The organism is Pantoea sp. EKM21T (genome assembly GCF_011800405.1).
Taxonomy (GTDB): Bacteria; Pseudomonadota; Gammaproteobacteria; order Enterobacterales; family Enterobacteriaceae; genus Pantoea; species Pantoea agglomerans.
Map to the genome: position 1 here is coordinate 77,102 of NZ_JAALFV010000010.1, position 17,274 is coordinate 94,375.

A 17,274-nucleotide genomic window follows, 5' to 3' on the forward strand; every position below is an offset into this window, starting at 1 on the left:
GCGCCCTGAAGTTTTATCGATCCTCTCTGCCTGCTTTACCGCCTGTAAAGCACCCGACGTGAAGCAAGCCTGACGGTAACATCATATACACTACAGTCCTGAAAACGGCTCTATAAACGATCGACTCTTTTTTGCCTGCGCAGATGTTCAGCGCCCTACCGGAAAAATGCCATGTTTCACCTGATTTTCAGCTTACCCAGCTGGTATGTAATTGCGCGCGTCATTATTCCTTTGTCCCTGCCACTTGTCGTAAAGATCCTGCTCTCCGCTCTGGTGCTGCTGGCGTCACAATATCTTCTGGTGAGCCGTTTTACCTCGGGCGGGATCTTCTCCGCTGAAATGCCCCGCATCATCATCATTCTGTTTAACTGGGCGTACAGCACCGTGCTGCTGCTGGCGCTGCTTCAGATGCTGATGGATGCGGTCATGCTGATTGCCCTGCTGTTGCGTCATCCGCTGGAGCTGGTTCCCGGTGTTCGCTATCTGGCCGTTGTGCTGGCGATGGGGCTGGCTGCCGTTGGCGTTCAGCAGGCGATACGCGTGCCGCCAGTCAAAGAGGTGACCCTTACGCTGCCCAATCTGCCCGCTGAATTCGATGGCTATCAGCTGCTGCAGCTGACCGATCTGCATATCACCCGGTTGTTTAATGCGGCCTGGACCGCCGCAATGGTTGAACGGGCAATGTCTCTCAAAGCCGATCTGATTGTGGTCACGGGCGATGTGATCGATGGCAGCCTGGCGCATCGGCGGCAGGACGTTGCGCCGCTGCGCGGGCTGGCAGCGCCTGACGGCGTATGGGCTATCACCGGCAACCATGAATATTTCTTCCATCAGGCAATCTGGACGGCGCATCTGGCCTCACTGGGTCTGCAACCTCTGCTCAACAGCCATACCGTGATCCAGCGCGGAACCGCAAAGCTGGTGATTGCCGGCCTGCCGGACGCCTCCGCACCCGGCAGAAACGCGGTCGGCGCGGATCTGGCCCGCGCGCTGGAACAGGCACCTGAAAACGCGCCGGTAATCCTGCTGGATCACCAGCCACGCAATGCACGCCAGAACGCAGCGCAGGGCGTGGATGTGCAGCTCTCAGGACATACACATGGCGGCCTGATTATCGGGCTGGACAGGCTGTTTGCTAAACCCAACGCCGGGTTTGTTTCCGGGCTTTATCAGGTCGGCGGAATGCAGCTCTATGTGAATAACGGCACGGCACTCTGGCCAGGCATGGCGGTGAGGCTGGGTCGTCCCTCAGAACTCACCCGGATTACCCTTCGCCGCCAGCCGTAATCGCGTAACGAAATGGCCTCAGGAAAGTGCGGTTTTCGCAGGTGTGCATAAGATTGAGTGAGACAAAGGAGATCACCATGACGATGTTATGTACCGCCTGCGGAACGGCTTATCCCGCTCATTCCACTCATCAGCACTGTAAAATCTGTGATGATGAACGCCAGTACGTTCCAGCCGCCGGTCAGCGCTGGCTCGCGTTTGATGAACTGCGCGCCAGCCACGCCAATAAGTGGACGGCTCACAGCGATGCGCTGTTAAGTCTTAAAACCGTGCCTGAGTTTGCCATTAACCAGCGCGCTTTTCTGCTGCGCACGCCGCATGGCAACGTACTGTGGGACTGCATTGCCAACCTTGATGATGCCACCTACACGTTGATCGCGGCGCTGGGCGGCATTGATGCTATCGCGATTTCACATCCGCACTACTACACCACCATGCAGGAGTGGGCTGAAGCGTTTAATGCGCCCATTCATCTGCACGCCCGCGATCGTCAATGGATTGTGCGGAAGAGTCCGCATATCCAGTTATGGCAGGGCGAGTCGCTGACGCTGATGCCCTCTGTGACGCTGTTACGGCTGGGCGGCCATTTTCCCGGCGGCAGCGTGCTGCACTGGAACGAAGACGAAGGGGTGATTCTGGCGGGTGATATTATCCAGGTTACGCCGGGTGCGCATGGCGTGTCGTTTATGTGGAGCTACCCGAATATGCTGCCGCTGTCAGCCGCTACGGTAGGCGACATACTGCATCGGCTCTCCGGCGTGACATTCGGGCAACTGTATGGCGCGTTTGAAGGGCAGGATATCCATCAGCAGGCAAAAGAGAAGGTGATGCGGTCGGGAGAGAAGTATCTGGCCTGTCTGCAGGATCATCAGGCATAGCGCGGAATAAATGCTGAGAAGAGAACAGCCGCCCAAAGGCGGCTGTTTAACACCATTATGCAGTCTGGAACACCGCAACCATCGTACGTAACTGCCCTGCGCGCGCGGCGAGCTCATCAGCTGAGGAGGCCGACTCTTCAACCAGCACGGCGTTCTGCTGCGTCACCTGATCCATCTGGTTCACCGCAATATTGACCTGCGAGATGCCACTGCTCTGCTCTTCGGATGAAGAAGTGATGTCGCGCATCAGCTGAGAGGTCTGTTCAATGGCGCTGACGCTCTGTTTCACCTTATCGCCTGCGTTCTGCGCCATGGCGATCCCTTCCTGGGCGTGGCCGACCGACTGCTCAATCAGACCCTTGATCTCTTTAGCTGCACTGGCTGAACGTTGTGCCAGTGCCCGCACTTCCGACGCGACGACCGCAAAACCTTTACCCTGCTCACCAGCGCGTGCCGCTTCAACGGCCGCATTCAGTGCCAGAATGTTGGTCTGGAAGGCGATACTGTCGATCACCGAGGTAATCTCTTCAATTTTACCTGAGCTGCCACGAATTTTGTGCATGGTCTCCATCACCGAATCCATTGCTGCACCACTGGAGAGTGCAGCCTGCGTGGCAGATTCTGCACGGGCAGAGGCAAAGCGCGTGTTATCCGCGTTCTGCTGAATGATTGCCGCCAGCTGCTCCATGCTTGCAGCCGTTTCAGCCAGTGAAGCCGCCTGTTGCTCGGTGCGCGACGACAGATCGCCATTGCCACGGGCAATCTCTTCTGAGGAGTTGGCGATGGTAGCCGCGTTACCTTTGATATCCGACACCAGCTGAGCAAGACGCTGCTGCATCCGCATCAGTGCATTCAGCAGCTCAGCCATCTCATTGCTGCCGGAAACGTTCAGCTGTGCCGTCAGATCGCCCGCCGCGACGCGGCTGGCAACTTCGACCGCTTCTTTAACCGGACGGGTCACTGAACGGGTAATCATGACGGCCAGCAGAATGGCCAGCAGTGCGACGGCAAACAGACCTGCCAGTAACAGATATTGCGCATAGCGGCGTTCCTGGATCTGCGTCTGCATCATTCCTTCCAGACGATGGCTGGTTTGTTCACCCAGCTCGCCGTAACGGTTAATCGCCTGGGTAAAGACCCGCACATAGTCAACCGGCGTCACGCTGGCGTGACCGCTGACAAAGACACTATCAGCCAGATTCAGCGCACTCAGCGCCTGCTGGTTCGCATCCTGTGCCAGATTGCCAAAGGTAGTTTTAAGCTCTGGCTCAATGGAAAATACTTTATCCATATTACCGCTAAACTGCCTCAGCGCCGTTTTACCATAATCAAGCTGAAATGCCATGCGGCTGCGATCGGCATCCGACACATTCCCACCCGCTATAAGCGACGTGCCGCTAGCACGAATCTGTCCCAGCGTTTCGGTTAGCTGAGGCAGGCGACTAAAGATACTGACAATCAGCTGGTAGGTATTCAGATCGGCATCCAGCGATAGCTGATAGAAATCAAGTACATCCTGATTCGTATCGAGTAGCACCTGAATCAGCTGAGCATGTCGCGTCAGGCTGGTTGCCAGGGTCAGTTTGCCCGCGTTAATATCGGTCTGCAGCTGGCTCCACTCCTGATTAACTCGCTCCAGCCGCTTCAGCGGCTGCGCCTGCTCATTATTCTGACGTAATTCGTCAGCAATCGTCTGAGATAAGCGATTAACCTCACTGACCAACGCCATACGTGGAGCGTTATCTGGCTTGTTCAGCGAGATAGCGATCGCGCTTTCCGCACGGTGCCGCTGCAGCAGGTTCAGTAACTTGAGCACCTTTCTTTCGACCGGTATACCGGTCAGTTCCACATTCTTTGTATCAATAAGCTGGTTGCCCGTCTGAATAAACAGAAAGGTGGGTAAAATAAACAGCACCAGCGCAAAGGATCCGAGTAACAGGAATTTCGCTGGCAAATTAATCCGGTCGAGTATTTTTTTCATTCTTTTCCGCTCTGATGTGTGAGACGTGCAGGTGTGTAGCGCACGAAATAGCTTTCGTAATATTATTTTTACCGTTTCTTTGACATAGCCAGAGATGCCTCATGCAGCACAATGTCGCTATGAAGAAAGGAGTTTCGTATAAAAATCAGAAGTACATATAACACGGAAGGGAGTATAGATTGCGCTGCGTTATTTTACAGTGAATAAAATGACAATATTTACTTCAATATTCACCTAAGCCAAACTTAAAAAAACCCTTAAAAATCATAAAATTGAAATAAAAACACCTGGCAAAAATCATTAAGCCACAAGCCTGACTTCAGCGTTATTGTTTTGAAGATAAAGAAATTAAAGTTGCGTCATGAATAGCCGATAACTGACATCCTGCCTGTATCTGACTCATTATCACCAGACTATCAAAACAAATATCTACGCCCGGAAAATTCTAATTTAAACCTTATAACCCTAAAGAGTTACCTGCACTTTTATAATGAAATCGATTTCATTTTATATTTATTTCAGAAAAAGTCGTTTATTTATTCTGATTAATGATAAAAAAAGCCCCCACATTGTGGAGGCCCTTAAGTTACTGCTCAACCATTAAAAACTTTCCCAGTTCGCCTTAGTCAGGTCGATGGTCTGCTGCTCAGGCTGCTTTGTGTGTAATACCGGACGCCGTACTGCAGCGGTCTGCTGCGACTGCACTGCACGGTGATTGCTTTCCAGCTTAAAGGTCGCCACCAGTCCCGACAGCGTTTCTGCCTGCTCCTGCAGCGACTTAGAGGCGGATGAGGCCTCTTCCACCAGTGAGGCGTTCTGTTGCGTCACTTCATCCATCTGACCAATGGCCTGATGAACCTGTTCAATGCCTTTACTCTGCTCAGAGGTAGCCGCCGCAATCTCATTGACCAGATCGGCCACCTGCTGAATCGCCTGACGGACATTTTCACTGTTAGATCCAACGCCGCTGGCCTGCTCTAAACCGTGTTCGACCTGTGAAACCGATGTTGAGATAAGATCCTTAATTTCACGGGCGGCAGAAGAGGAGCGCTGCGCCAGATTGCGCACTTCAGAGGCAACAACGGCGAAGCCGCGACCATGCTCGCCTGCACGCGCTGCCTCGACTGCCGCATTCAGCGCCAGAATATTGGTCTGAAACGCGATGCCTTCAATCAGTCCGGTAATTTCAGAGATTTTGGCAGAGCTGGCGCGGATTTCATCCATGGTGCTGAGCATCTGCTTCACCGCCGTCCCATTCTGGATTGACATGTGATTCGCGTTATTTGCCAGGCTGCTGGCCTGTTGCGCACCTTCTGAGTTCTGTCGCACCGTTTCGCTCAGTGTCGCCATGCTGGCTGAGGTTTGCTCCAGTGAAGCCGCCTGTTCTTCCGTGCGTGCAGAGAGATCTTCGTTGCCCGCCGCTATCTGCGTTGATCCGGTACTCACCGATTGCGCGGCGTGACTGACGGAGAGCAGCGTGCCGGAAACGCGCGCCAGCAGCTGATTAAATGCCATCGCCGTTTTGCCGATCTCATCCTTACTGCGGACCTCCGCGGTATGAGTCAGGTCGAGGGTATGACTCACCTGCGTCATGGTATTGACCATGCCTGAGAGGCTCTTTTTGATGCCGAGAATCACCTTAGTGGAGAAACCGGCCAGTATCAGAATAAGCAGCAGCGATCCGCCAGACATCGCCCACAGGGTCTGGCTATAAACGCGCTTGTTCTCCGCCCTGAGCTGTTCGCCAATATCGATATTCAGCTGAATCTGACGAGTGAAATCCGCTTCCATCTTACGGGATGCGGCACCAATACCGCCCTCACTCTGCAATAACGGCAGCGTGACCGCATCATTATGGGCGCGTGACGCGGCAAGAAATGCCGGCAATGCGCTGCGGACCGCATCCAGATTTTTATAGGCCTGTTCCGTCATCGCTTTGTCTTCATCGTTCGAGATGTCGTTAGCCATGTAGTAATCATTGAGCGACTTAATCTGCGTAAGCAGATTCTCAATGCGCTCTTCCGCAGCAGGGAATTTTGCCGCATCGCTGGTGCTGTGGTGGCGATAAAGCGCAATACCCAACTGATTGGTCACGCTGATCGATTTATTGAGATCGCGAATGCTGGGTATTGCGTTCATCTGTACATATTCAAAGCGGGATTGAAAGCCCGAAATTACTGATAAAGAGATAATCACCAGCGCAATCAGTGACATTGCAAGCAGTGAGAAAATCAATACCAGACGTTGTGTAATAGTCATACTTGCCCCCGGCAAAAAAAGAATAATCTGGACATAATTTAAAGTTGGATCGTTCTTATCGGCTCTTGTCTGCAGGGCTTTAATTAAGCATGGCGAATATATTTTTTTATTTTTCCTTGCGAATGGTACAGAGTGAACTAGCCAGAACACTACTCTGCCATTTATTCATTTTTATTTTGACACGCCTTTTTACATCTCATCATCTGAGATAAATTTGCCACATCTCCTGTCAGAAGATTTCCACTGCCGGATGGTCACAATGAAGCGGAAGCAGCCATTCATTTGGATCTGATAATTAGCCCGCTAATTCAACAGCGATGCTGATGATAATTGTTAAGGAGAAGGCGATTTAAATTCGTGGGATACCGTCGCAGACGCAGCAAAGGCAGGGCTTGTAAAGCTGAAGAGCTGAAGAGCTGAAGGGGTGAAAAACCAGCATGACAGTCTGTCATCAGATTTTCTGATAAGAGGATGACTGGCTACCTGTCAGATAACAGGCGACGGTGGGAGATTTTAGCCTTTTGTGTCAGGGCCAGATTAAATCAGTGAAATCGCTGGCGGAATGCTGAATCTGGTCTATGCTCACTGGCCCGACCAGGCTTTAGTCTGTTGGGTAGCAATAACGCTTAAAATAAAAAAAGGTAGTCGTCATGGATTTAGCCACATTTGAAACCAGAACCGGTCTTTGGCCACACATGCAGTTTACGGATGTTGAATATGAAGTGTGCAGCGCAGGTGTAGAGATCTATGCCATTGATGTCAGTCGTCAGACCAAGAGCAAGCTATTTATCTGTCGTGTCACCAACGAGCAGCAGGCAGCGTCGCTAACGGCACAGTTCAAAGAGTGGTTGCCGAAGTTAAAGCTTAAAAAACGCAAAGTCGCATTGAATCTGGCGCGCATGGCGTGCGAGAAGAGCTTCCCCGCGAATCCTAAATTCCAGGATCGGTCTGACATGCGTCGGAACACATCCAGGCTCTGATGCCTGCTTCAGCCTGTATCTGTTACAGCAGTCAGGCTGAAACCCTTTCTTATCCTGTCTGCGCTGCGGCACGTTTTAATCACGCGCCGCAGGCACACGGAACAGCCGACATTCCCCGGGCTCAATTGAGATATCACTGAAAGTCGTGACATGCATCTCGATCCAGGTATTCGCGGCCCGAAGCGTGTGAGGTGATTTGCGTTGTTCCAGTTCAGCCACAAAATCCCGGGTACTCACTGTGCACTGACCGGTATCATCCCGCCTCATCGCTTCTCTGAATGCTGACCAGACCTCATCATCCTGTGACATCTCTACCCCACACCGGCTCTCAATCGATAATATGCTGTATATATAAACAGTACAATTATTCGCTTTAAGGGTCAAGTCTGCTCTGTTTACCAGTCTCAGATCGCTAAGCAATGGCTTAATTGTGGCCATTTATAGCAGAAGCAGCAGCCGAAACAGGACTTTAATCCTAATCTTAGAAATCGTTTTCATATCTGATTAAGGTATTGATTTAAATAGCCATTGAATATTGTTAGCTTTTTAATTGTTTGATATCTAATTAAAAAAAGAGTTAACCGTAGCGGCATAAACATCGTTTTTGCCCTATCTTTGAATGGCTCTGTAATGAAATCCACTTCTTTTACAGAGCGATCTGACTCCTACCCTTGCCCCCTTTTACAGGGGGCAGTTTTTTCAGATAAGGCAGATATCAACATCTGATTGTCTCTGCAGACCGACAACGTTCATGCGTTGCTGACTACTGTGCTGATGACGTTAAGGGAGTGTCTGGAAAAGTGGTTGATTTGTAACCTGATAATTCATTGGTTGTGCTGACATCGCCTGAAGCCTGAAACAGTGGATTGAATCTCAAAACAATTTTCCGAAATAGCAAATAAACGGATTTTTTACCCGCTTAAAAGCCTCGCCAGAATGACGTGGTAAGGAGAATAAAAAGTGCGTAATAATCTGGCAATATCAGATTGACCAGCGCCTCACCAGGGATGCTGTAACGTTATAATAATGCGCTATATCTGCTGTTCGCCCCCGATTTTATGGGGGTTTTTCTTTTCCCTTCATTTCTATGCCCGGTTATTGCCGCACTGCGATCTGATGTCATGATTGTCGAATCCTTTAGTACTACCTGAATCTACGATTAAATTAATGCTGCAAATATAACGGCATAATGGTCGTAGTTGTGCCCTTAACCAGCAATATTTCTGTGATATGTTTAATCAGTAACTTTCTGCCACGTGAGTCTGATTATGCTCTCCACCCTTATTTACCGTAGCCAGCTTGCGGGTTCTGTCTCGCCAGAGAGATTGAAAGCGCTGGTGGAGCGCGCCAGTATCAAAAATGCTGAGGCTGAAGTCACCGGGATACTGCTCTATGACGGACAGCACTTTTTTCAGGTGCTGGAGGGTAGCGTCGACAACGTTCACACGGTTTTCCAGCGTATCAGTCAGGATGAGCGGCATTTTAACCTGATTGAGCTGATGCGGGATTACGCCCCTGCGCGTCGCTTCGGTCATGCCGGTATGGCCTTATTTGATTTACGTGATTATCAGAAACACACCGTAGTTGATGCCCTGCTTAAGCGGGTCACCCTGAGTGATGAACGGATCAGAGATGACCGGGTGGTGAAGTTCCTGCGTTCTTTCGTCGAGGGGCGGGATAAAGAGACGTTTATCAAAATTGATCCTGCCAGTCAGTGGACGCTGACAACACCCGTCACCTCCGAATCTCAGCCAGCCTGGCAACCGGCACCGGGTCAGCGTTGTGAATTTGCGCTACAGCCTATCGTGGATACAGCGAATCGCCGGATTGTCTCCTGTGAAGCCTTGATACGTGGTCAGCACGGCGCATCACCCGCTGATTACTTTTCACAGTTGCCAGAAAGCGAGCGTTATCAGGGCGATCTGCACTCTAAAACCTACGCTTTCCAGCTGGCCAGACATCTGGGGTTGCGCGAGCAAACGCTCTCCGTCAACCTGCTGCCCATGTCGCTGGTGGTCATTGACGACGCTGTTGAACATCTTATCCAGCAGATCAGGCAGCAGGGATTGCGACCAGAGCAGGTGGTGGTTGAGGTGACCGAAGATGAGATCATCTCGCGCTTCGACGCATTCCAGTTTGCTGTCCAGCAGCTGAAAGCGGCCGGGATCAGCCTGGCGCTCGACGATTTTGGCGCCGGTTTCGCCGGCCTGTCGCTGTTAGCCGATTTCCAGCCCGACAAAGTTAAAATCGATCGCAAGCTGATCACCGATATCCACCGCAGTGGCCCGCGTCAGGCGATTGTGATGGCCATCATTAAATGCTGTCAGGCGCTGGAAATTACGGTTATTGCGGAAGGGGTTGAAAAAATTGAAGAGTGGCTCTGGCTGGAAGGTGCCGGGGTGCGCTATTACCAGGGCTTTCTGTTTGCCCGTCCAGCCCTCAATGCCCTGCCTGCAGTAAGCTGGCCAGCACGACGCCCGGAATAGACCCCGCCGTGATAATCCCCTTTCCTTCCCTTTTGCCCATAATTTGATGCGGCTCACACCGCTTCGCTGCAAAAGGCAAAAGCTGTGCCATGCTTGATTCATCTGACAGCCTTCAGGCAACACAGATATTCATCAGGTCACTGGAAAACAACCGGAAATGGGAGAGCCACCATGAACGAAGATCGCATTGGCGGTAACTGGAAGCAGTTCAAAGGTAAAGTTAAGGAAAAATGGGGTGATCTTACGGATGATGATATGACCGTTGTAGAAGGGAAGCGCGATCAGCTGGTCGGTAAAATTCAGGAACGCTACGGCTACGAGAAAGATCGTGCCGAAAAAGAAGTGAAAGAGTGGGAAGATTCCAACAAGTACCACTGGTAACGTGTGCTTAATCGCCGGGCGTCTCTGCGTCCGGCATCTGCCCTGTACCCCTGTTTAATCCCCCTCACCCACTGCCATCTCAGCACACGATAAACCGGCAGATTTTGGAAATGATTGTTTCTTTATTTATTCCTGACGCGCATACTGCGTCATCTTCCCTGTTCATGGGATCTCAATGCCTTTCGGATATCAATTATGCCCCAGCACTCTACCGACACCGTATGTGGTCTCGTCGGTGTTCTTCCTGAAACTCTGCGCCGCTGGCGCCGTGCCGGGCTAATAACGCCGCCTGGCCCTGCTGGTTACTCAGATAATCAGCTTACGCGTGCGCTCTGTGTGCGTGAAATGACCTCAGGGGGTCATACGCTCTTTGATATCCATACTGCATTTAACTGGCCCAGCGTTGTTCTGCCTGGCGGCTGGGCCTGTCGGGAAGAGGATATGTTGCATCTGCTGGCGCATAATACGGACGCAGATGTTGATCGCGAACTACAGATGATGAATACCGACTATTGTGGTGATGATTATGTTAATCGCTACCTGCGGCCGCTCAACCTCTGGCTGCGCACTGACCTCAGCGAAGGTGCGGCGCGGCGCCAGCAGCGCTTTCATTCAGCGGTAGTCAATCAGTGGGAGCGCCTGGCGCTGGCCTCACAACGACGCAGCACCGTACCGCTGTTTCTTGAAGCAGTCAGCGTCACAGATGAAACCGAGATCTGGATGGAAGCGATACGGCTTAACGGACAGGGCTTTCGGGTTGAAGTTGCAGCAGATGCGTCAGGTATCCCCGCCGTGGCGCAACGCCGCTTTGAGCATCATCTGATGTGGTGTGGTGATGGTATCAGTGCATCGATGAAGGCTGCATTTCACTCCAGTCTTGAGGCGGGTGAACCGATCATGCTGACCGGAACGAATACCGGCTTACCGTCGCAAATCAGCCTTATGGCAGCCAGCGCCTGAACTCTTTTGACTTTCTTACCTGCCAGTGAATAAAAAGGCGGAAACAGCCTGTGCCGTTTCCGCCCTGTTCATATTACTGATGTTCAAGAGTACGTTGACCGCCGATCGCAATCGGGATACGGCGCGGTTTCTCGCTCTCCGGTATTTCCTGGATCAGATCAATGCTAAGCAGACCTTCCGCCAGGCTGGCTCCGGTGACCTTCATGTGCTCTGGAATGGAAAAGCTCAGCTGGAAATCGTGTCGGGAAATGCCGCGGTGGATCCAGCTGGTGTTCTCTTCCCGGGCCTCGCCAGACGCTTCCTGTGACGGTTTCTCTCTGTGACCGGCCACTGAAAGCCGTCCGCCTCGTAACTCGATCTCCAGTTCATGCTCTTTCCAGCCAGGTACACTGACGGTCAACGCATAGCGATTATCCTCTACCCGCTGCAGATCGTAAGCGGGAACCGACGTTACCGGGCTGTCGCCAGTAAGCTGACTGAACAATTTATCGATGCGATTAAAGCGGTCTGAAAAGACTGAATCAGACAGCGAAGGGAACACTGAAAATTGTTGTACTGACATGGTGATAATCTCCTGAACAGGTTCATCCAAAAGTTCATCTGATCGGGCTCATATTTCCGATCATCTCCATAAATAGGGATCAGTAGTCAGTTTTCAAGTTGGTAAATATAATTTTTTTACCGTTATCAGACAGCCGGTTACCACAGAAATAAATTTCAGGGTATTAACGCAGCCGTTACTTTTTGCTCTGAGGTGCAAGAGCAAAATGGGGATGACAGCCAGCCAGTAATAACAGCAACTCATATTCTCCCTGACTTAATAGTGTCGGGTTACCTGCGGCTTCTTTGGTTTGCCAGACGCGCAGGCTAAGGTCAAAACGCTCAGCAGCGCTCTGCTGTGAGAGCCCGGCGGCAAGACGAAGTTCACGCACATTACTCTGGACGACCACAGGCGGCCTGGGGGGACGATTCACCAAACAAAGACTCCTTCAACATGATTAAACCGCAAAGGCACAGCGCTTCGCCATCAATAAAAGCGAAGCAACCTGAGAGCGGCCATAACGAAAAGACCACAGAATAATTGACTATTTTAAATAAATGTCAAATTTCAGGTTTAAAAATCATGCATGCTTTTTTATAAGCGAAGCGGCATATTTCGCCCTGACGGAGACTTTTCTATTTCCATAGAGTGCTTTATTCCTCCTGCCAGGAATTATCCTGTTATTTGCCTTAAGGGCCATTCAGGGATTAATCCGCTACCTCAAGCGCCCTTTCTTCATCAGGATAGAGGTATAGCCTGAGGGTCATGTTCAGGCAGCATCATTGAAAAAGAGGAGGATAATGAATGAAAAATCCTATCCAGCGTCGCTCGCCCGACGATCTGTCGCAGGTGGAAATTCGTGAACAGTGGCAAATCACCTACTGGACCCAGGAACTGAGGACAACACAGGAAAGGCTGACACGCGCGATCCGCGAGCGAGGGCCGCGGACCGAACAGGTTCGTGACTGGCTGGAGCAAAACCCGCCGCCACGTCGTCCGACACAATTCATACACGGCATGAAAGGTTAAATTGATTACTGTCTGAAGCGACGCGTTACTGGCGGTCTTGCGGTGGATTGACCTATAGCAGTCAGGAGTACACTGACAGGTCATATCTGCCGGTCTTCATTTTTTCAGGCTTTTACCTGTATTTTTAATAGGTTATCTTCCTGAGCAACCAGCGGATAGCGATCCGTCTCTGGCTGCAGACCTGTTTAATTGTAAAACTGACTTAGAAATAACATTAACCACCCTGAATGCTTATTCATCTCCTGACGGAAAATAAACATTAACAACCGTAAAAACCCTCTCCTGGCTATATAAAATGTACAAATGTAAATAATCAGGCGCATCTTCGATTAAATTTTCGAATCGTAACAACCCCTTTAATGCGTTAAAGAAAATATTAAGAGACACCCGCTGCATAGTCCCTTATTATCAAGTTGAAAATAAAAAATCACGCCATAATTCCTGCCGCCCGAATCACATTTCGCTCCGGACAGTTTTCTTTTTTCGCTCCGTAATCAGCCGGTGTGGGGGTTCTACACACATGTTAAACAATTTAAACGGCGACAATGAGCGCCGCAGCCGCGCCTTACAGGCGTTGCGCGCCCCTGATGAAAGCCGCGATGAAGTTCTCCGGAAGTTTGTCCGGTTAGCCAGTCAGGCCCTGGGTATCCCGGGCAGCTTTATATCGGTGCTGGATGATGAGTTCCAGACCGTTCGGGCATCACACAATTTTGAACTGCAACGCTCAACGCGTGCGGATTCACTTTGTCGACACGTGGTTGATAGCGACAGTGCGGTGATCGTCCCTGATACTTATTACGATGCGCGTTTTGTCACGCATCCCCTGATCACTGGCTCACCCTTTATCCGCTTTTATGTCGGTGTGCCACTGAAAACACGCGATGGCATTATTCTGGGCACACTATGTGTGACCGACACCGAGCCGCATGCGTTTCCCAGTGACCAGGTGACGACATTAACGCTGCTCTCTACGCTGGTAATGTCTTTTCTTGAAGCCTGGCACTCGGCGGGTTTTACCGATCCGGTGACCGGGCTACCTAACCGTCAGCGCCTGATACGTGATTTGCAATATCTTGCCGTTGCCGGCGATACCACGCCACGCCGTCTGGTTCTGATTGATTGCATCGATATGTCGCGTGCTTATGAACTGGCCCGCACCATGGGAATGAGCCCGGTTGAGAGCCTGCTGAAAGATATGGCCACTCTGCTGCCGCTGCGCCTGCGTCCGGCGGTTGGGGAGATGATCTATACGGTGGCCACCGGCCGCTTTGCTATCCTGACCCGAGCGGATAGCCGACTCAGTGCCGCGTGGGTAGCCGGTCGTCTGGAAGGTATCAGTGCGGACATGGATGAAGGTCTGTCGGTCGCGCTGACTCCCCATACCGGTGAGGCTGACTTTGTCGCTGGCAGCATGCCAGCATCTGAAATATTAGGCCGTGCGGTCAGTGCGTTGCATGAAGCGGTCGGCCGCGGACTGCCCTCTCAGCGCTTTGACGCTGAGGCTGAAACGCAGCGTTCAGAAGATTTCCTGCTGATGACCGATCTTAAAACGGCATTACGCGAGAACACCGGGCTATATATGGTCTATCAGCCGAAAATTTGCCTGCAAAGTGGTAAACCCGTGGGTCTGGAAGCGCTTATCCGCTGGCAACATCCCAGCCGGGGCGAGCTTTCACCTGCCGCCTTTATCCCGCTGGCTGAGCAGACCGATCTGCTCTCTGTGCTGACAGCCTGGATTATCGATCGGGCGGTTGAGCGCCTCAGCCGGCTGAGGAACAACTGCATCCAGCTGCCGCTAACGATAAACGTCAGCGTACGTGACTTTGCGCGCGAGGGGTTCGCTTCAGCGCTGGAAAGTAAGATGGTCAAATCTAAGCTCCCGACCTCTCTGCTGGGAATCGAATGTCTGGAAACCGAACGTATCCTTGAAAGCCCGACCGCCCTGCGCGGGCTGGAGATGCTCAGAGCACGAGGATTCACTATTTCACTCGATGATTTCGGTTCCGGCTACAGCAATATCAGTTATCTGCGTCGCATGCCGCTTGATGTGATTAAGCTGGATCGTTCCCTGATCAGTGAGCTTTCCTCTGACACGGCTTCACGCATCATTGCACGCAGCATCATCGCCATGCTTAAAGAGCTGGACTATACCGTGGTGGCAGAAGGGGTTGAGTGTCCGGATGCAGTAACATCCCTGACCGAGTATGGCTGCGATCAGGCTCAAGGCTATTTCTATTCGAAGCCGTTGAACGAAGAAGCATTGGATCACTGGCTGCACTGGAAGCTGCGTGGCGAGTGTCATTAATCTGGAGCTGGCGCAATCTGATATCAGATTGCGTTTTCAGCGATCTGAACGATCTCTGATATCCCCCCATGGTAATAATTCAAAATATTTGATCAATATCAGCAAAATTTAGCTATATCAGTCTGGCGAGATCGCGCCTATCATTCATTCCATCGAGGCAAAACGCCTCTCCCTGACTGAAATACGCTAAGGAATTGACCATGAAATCCATCAAAACTTTCGTTGCTGTTACTGCACTCTCTCTGATTTCATTCGGTAGTTTTGCCCAGACTATTACCGCTACCGCGTCTACCCTGGATGCTGCTGAAGCTAAAGTCGCGGCACAGGCCAAAGATGCAGGTGCATCCTATAAAATTACCGGCGCACGCGTTGATAATCGAGCTTATGTCTCTGCTGAACTGATCAAATAACATTTACCCCTTCAATACGATGAGGCTGCCATTACGGCGGCCTTTTTTATTATGCAGGAAGCATAAGTTCGTCTGCTCAGGTTCAGCGTCTCTGATCCCATTATGATTGTTGGAACCGTGCCACGTAATTTGCCGTTTCGCTTATTGCCACCTGCCGTGGTGCAGTCTGTGCGACAGTGAATAAGGAGAGATGAAACATTTTTTGAACAATGCTAGCGTGTGCGCAACAATCTTATAAAACGGAGCTGCACATGCTGACTACCATAATATACCGCAGCCATATTTCAGATGACTTTCCCATCAGAACCCTGCCCGCGATGGTCGACAACGCCAGCAAAATAAATGCGACTCACGACGTGACCGGCATATTATTATTTAACGGTACCCATTTTTTTCAATTGCTTGAGGGTCCGGAAGCAGGCATTCAGGCAGTCTATCAGAGGATTTGTGCAGATCGACGGCACCACAATGTGGTGGAGCTGATGCGCGACTATGCGCCTTACCGCCGCTTTGGTAATGCGGGCATGGCACTCTTTGACCTGCGTGAACACGATCGCTCATCGCTCCTGCAGGCCGTGCTGGATAAAGGGACGTCAAAATATCGTCTGACCTATGATGATCGGGCACTGCAATTCCTGCGCACGTTTGTAGAGTCTCGTGAGAAAGAGAACTATTACGAGGTCCTCCCGCCGGGTTACTGGGAGTTTATTTCTGAGCACAATGATGTGCCGGACTCCCGTCCGGAGACAGAAGGCGTCAGCTTTCGCCCGGTGGTGGATCCCCTCGCTCGTCAGGTCACAGCGATTGAAGCGACCACTCTGCGACCTGCTCCCAACGACGACACCTCAGGCGATCAGCTTTATGTTAACGATCTGGAAACCGTGAAAAAGACGTTTTCCCATGCTGGCCTGGTCTGCCCGGACGGTATGACACTGTACGTCAGCCTGCTGCCTATGACGCTGGTGGTGATACCCAATGCCGTCGATCATATTGTGACCGCTATTCAGCAGGCGGGACTGGTTCCTGAGCAGATTGTAGTTGGCGTAAGTGAAACCGCAGTGATCTCGCAGCTGGAAGCGTTCTCTGAAGCCGTACGCGCGCTAAAAGCGGTCGGAATCAGTCTGTCGATCGACAATTTTGGTGACGGCTCCGCGGGATTGTCCTTGCTGACTCACATTCAGCCCGACCGCATTCGTATTGATGCCGGTATCACCCGCGATGTTCATCGCAGTGGGCCAAAGCAGGCGGTGGTTCAGGCGATTATTAAATGCTGTTCCGCGCTGGAAATTACCGTCATCGCGGCAGGGATCGTACAGGCAGAAGAGTGGATGTGGCTGGAGGCTGCAGGTGTGATCAACTTCCAGGGCACGCTGTTCGCAGCCGCAGGGCGTTATGAAGCACAATCCGTTGCCTGGCCGGAATACCGGGAGGCGATGTAACACTCTCTGTCCCAACGGTGATAAAGCGGTACGTCAGCGCGAGTCCGCTTTCTTCACCGATGTCCTGCAGAGCAGTATCAAAGCCGCATCGGCCCCGCTAAACACCTCCCCTCCCCCGCGCCCCCATCGGACCCGTTCTTGTGACAGGGATAACGGCAGCGCCTTCCTGATGGTTCCGGCCATGCCTCAATCTCTGTACTCATTCTGGCTTAGTTCTATTTGATAACCACTGTAGCGAGTAAAGTTACCTGTTTAACTCTTCCAGTAAGCAAATCAGTGGCGGATCCTTTTTAGGATCGAACTTCATCGCCTATCCACTGTAGCGAGTAAAGTAACGA

15 protein-coding genes are annotated in these 17,274 nt (G+C 51.5%); 10 read left to right on the plus strand and 5 right to left on the minus strand.

Translation table 11 applies throughout. From position 1 onward, the window contains the following. The first annotated feature begins 171 nt into the window (after positions 1-171). The gene (locus HFD87_RS18985) at positions 172-1,287 is read left to right on the plus strand and encodes a metallophosphoesterase (RefSeq protein WP_167423796.1); all 1,116 of its coding nucleotides are present in this window, start codon (positions 172-174) and stop codon (positions 1,285-1,287) included. Between the two features lie 77 nt (positions 1,288-1,364). Further along, the gene (locus HFD87_RS18990; protein WP_167423797.1) at positions 1,365-2,165 is read left to right on the plus strand and encodes an MBL fold metallo-hydrolase; all 801 of its coding nucleotides are present in this window, start codon (positions 1,365-1,367) and stop codon (positions 2,163-2,165) included. 55 nt (positions 2,166-2,220) lie between these two features. Here HFD87_RS18990 and HFD87_RS18995 read toward each other — a convergent pair whose 3' ends face one another. Both HFD87_RS18995 and HFD87_RS19000 read right to left on the minus strand, forming a co-directional pair. Then, on the minus strand, positions 2,221-4,146 hold the full coding sequence (locus HFD87_RS18995; RefSeq protein WP_022624243.1) for a methyl-accepting chemotaxis protein: 1,926 nt from the start codon (positions 4,144-4,146) through the stop codon (positions 2,221-2,223). A gap of 600 nt (positions 4,147-4,746) precedes the next feature. Continuing rightward, a complete protein-coding gene (locus tag HFD87_RS19000; RefSeq protein ID WP_022624241.1) occupies positions 4,747-6,405 on the minus strand; it encodes a methyl-accepting chemotaxis protein in 1,659 nt (552 codons plus the stop codon). A 650-nt stretch (positions 6,406-7,055) separates the two neighbouring features. On the opposite strand from HFD87_RS19000, the gene HFD87_RS19005 reads away from it, so the two are divergent. Next, positions 7,056-7,385, plus strand: a complete 330-nt coding sequence (locus HFD87_RS19005; protein WP_010256979.1) for a hypothetical protein — start codon at positions 7,056-7,058, stop codon at positions 7,383-7,385. Positions 7,386-7,460: 75 nt separating this feature from the next. On the opposite strand, the gene HFD87_RS23025 is transcribed toward HFD87_RS19005, so the two are convergent. Beyond that, positions 7,461-7,694 (minus strand): DNA polymerase V subunit, encoded by a 234-nt coding sequence (locus HFD87_RS23025; RefSeq protein WP_243207491.1) that lies wholly within the window; start codon positions 7,692-7,694, stop codon positions 7,461-7,463. 959 nt (positions 7,695-8,653) lie between these two features. Here HFD87_RS23025 and HFD87_RS19010 point away from each other — a divergent pair. The 3 genes from HFD87_RS19010 (at position 8,654) to HFD87_RS19020 (ending at position 11,212) form a co-directional block, all read left to right on the plus strand. Continuing rightward, entirely contained in the window at positions 8,654-9,871 is a 1,218-nt protein-coding gene (locus HFD87_RS19010; RefSeq protein ID WP_010256973.1) for a diguanylate phosphodiesterase, read from the plus strand. Positions 9,872-10,042: 171 nt separating this feature from the next. Then, positions 10,043-10,252, plus strand: coding sequence for a CsbD family protein (locus HFD87_RS19015; RefSeq protein ID WP_010256969.1), 210 nt, complete (start codon positions 10,043-10,045; stop codon positions 10,250-10,252). A gap of 195 nt (positions 10,253-10,447) precedes the next feature. Continuing rightward, positions 10,448-11,212, plus strand: a complete 765-nt coding sequence (locus HFD87_RS19020; protein WP_167423798.1) for a MerR family transcriptional regulator — start codon at positions 10,448-10,450, stop codon at positions 11,210-11,212. 73 nt (positions 11,213-11,285) lie between these two features. On the opposite strand, the gene HFD87_RS19025 is transcribed toward HFD87_RS19020, so the two are convergent. Both HFD87_RS19025 and HFD87_RS19030 read right to left on the minus strand, forming a co-directional pair. Next, on the minus strand, positions 11,286-11,774 hold the full coding sequence (locus tag HFD87_RS19025; protein WP_010256958.1) for an Hsp20 family protein: 489 nt from the start codon (positions 11,772-11,774) through the stop codon (positions 11,286-11,288). A 175-nt stretch (positions 11,775-11,949) separates the two neighbouring features. Then, positions 11,950-12,189: a hypothetical protein gene (locus HFD87_RS19030; RefSeq protein WP_022624236.1), complete on the minus strand. Its 240-nt coding sequence runs from the start codon at positions 12,187-12,189 to the stop codon at positions 11,950-11,952. A gap of 368 nt (positions 12,190-12,557) precedes the next feature. On the opposite strand from HFD87_RS19030, the gene HFD87_RS19035 reads away from it, so the two are divergent. From HFD87_RS19035 to HFD87_RS19050, 4 genes are all read left to right on the plus strand, one after another. After that, the gene (locus tag HFD87_RS19035; RefSeq protein ID WP_033770153.1) at positions 12,558-12,782 is read left to right on the plus strand and encodes a DUF3606 domain-containing protein; all 225 of its coding nucleotides are present in this window, start codon (positions 12,558-12,560) and stop codon (positions 12,780-12,782) included. A gap of 520 nt (positions 12,783-13,302) precedes the next feature. Next, entirely contained in the window at positions 13,303-15,087 is a 1,785-nt protein-coding gene (locus tag HFD87_RS19040) for a GGDEF and EAL domain-containing protein (protein WP_167423799.1), read from the plus strand. 200 nt (positions 15,088-15,287) lie between these two features. After that, positions 15,288-15,497, plus strand: coding sequence for a YdgH/BhsA/McbA-like domain containing protein (locus tag HFD87_RS19045; RefSeq protein ID WP_010256949.1), 210 nt, complete (start codon positions 15,288-15,290; stop codon positions 15,495-15,497). Positions 15,498-15,748: 251 nt separating this feature from the next. After that, positions 15,749-16,936, plus strand: a complete 1,188-nt coding sequence (locus tag HFD87_RS19050) for a diguanylate phosphodiesterase (RefSeq protein ID WP_167423800.1) — start codon at positions 15,749-15,751, stop codon at positions 16,934-16,936. The last annotated feature ends 338 nt before the right edge of the window (positions 16,937-17,274 follow it).

Coding starts and splice junctions, on each gene's coding strand:
- HFD87_RS19020 (WP_167423798.1), top strand. CDS start 10,448: ATGCCCCAGCACTCTACCGACACCGTATGTGGTCTCGTCGGTGTTCTT.
- HFD87_RS19045 (WP_010256949.1), top strand. CDS start 15,288: ATGAAATCCATCAAAACTTTCGTTGCTGTTACTGCACTCTCTCTGATT.
- HFD87_RS19015 (WP_010256969.1), top strand. CDS start 10,043: ATGAACGAAGATCGCATTGGCGGTAACTGGAAGCAGTTCAAAGGTAAA.
- HFD87_RS18990 (WP_167423797.1), top strand. CDS start 1,365: ATGACGATGTTATGTACCGCCTGCGGAACGGCTTATCCCGCTCATTCC.
- HFD87_RS19000 (WP_022624241.1), bottom strand. CDS start 6,405: ATGACTATTACACAACGTCTGGTATTGATTTTCTCACTGCTTGCAATG.
- HFD87_RS18985 (WP_167423796.1), top strand. CDS start 172: ATGTTTCACCTGATTTTCAGCTTACCCAGCTGGTATGTAATTGCGCGC.
- HFD87_RS19010 (WP_010256973.1), top strand. CDS start 8,654: ATGCTCTCCACCCTTATTTACCGTAGCCAGCTTGCGGGTTCTGTCTCG.
- HFD87_RS23025 (WP_243207491.1), bottom strand. CDS start 7,694: ATGTCACAGGATGATGAGGTCTGGTCAGCATTCAGAGAAGCGATGAGG.
- HFD87_RS18995 (WP_022624243.1), bottom strand. CDS start 4,146: ATGAAAAAAATACTCGACCGGATTAATTTGCCAGCGAAATTCCTGTTA.
- HFD87_RS19025 (WP_010256958.1), bottom strand. CDS start 11,774: ATGTCAGTACAACAATTTTCAGTGTTCCCTTCGCTGTCTGATTCAGTC.
- HFD87_RS19040 (WP_167423799.1), top strand. CDS start 13,303: ATGTTAAACAATTTAAACGGCGACAATGAGCGCCGCAGCCGCGCCTTA.
- HFD87_RS19035 (WP_033770153.1), top strand. CDS start 12,558: ATGAAAAATCCTATCCAGCGTCGCTCGCCCGACGATCTGTCGCAGGTG.
- HFD87_RS19050 (WP_167423800.1), top strand. CDS start 15,749: ATGCTGACTACCATAATATACCGCAGCCATATTTCAGATGACTTTCCC.
- HFD87_RS19005 (WP_010256979.1), top strand. CDS start 7,056: ATGGATTTAGCCACATTTGAAACCAGAACCGGTCTTTGGCCACACATG.